The sequence below is a fragment of the Psychrobacter sp. GW64-MNA-CIBAN-0177 genome (assembly GCF_040309585.1).
GTDB lineage: Bacteria > Pseudomonadota > Gammaproteobacteria > Pseudomonadales > Moraxellaceae > Psychrobacter > Psychrobacter okhotskensis.
The window spans coordinates 1-280 of record NZ_JBEOOY010000161.1 but is presented as its reverse complement, the minus strand read 5'-3'; the positions used below and the strand labels follow the sequence as shown (position 1 = coordinate 280).

Sequence of the window (280 nt, the reverse complement as noted above, 5' to 3'; positions counted from 1 at the left end):
ATGCCAACAACGTCTGTCTAGCAGCAGAGCATTTATGCCCTTTTCAAACAAAGAGCCGCAAGCGTTACAACGTTTTATAGCTATTATCAAGCAGCTGCTACCGGCTAAAAACTGGCTGGTTGTCGGTCACATCTTAATCCAGCCCTACGCTGATTTAATTGACATCCACAATATGCGATGTATCAGCAAAGCCGATGTAAACACCATCAATATCGGCATAGCCACACCAGATGATAGGAAGTCTGTACGCAATAAAACCCAATGGAAGTTCTCGCCATTA

1 protein-coding gene is annotated in these 280 nt (G+C 43.9%); it reads left to right on the top strand.

Going from position 1 to position 280, the window contains the following annotated elements:
* Window positions 1-34: 34 nt before the first annotated feature.
* On the top strand, window positions 35-280 hold a 246-nt coding region (locus tag AAEY79_RS14600; protein WP_352289025.1), incomplete at its 3' end, for a hypothetical protein.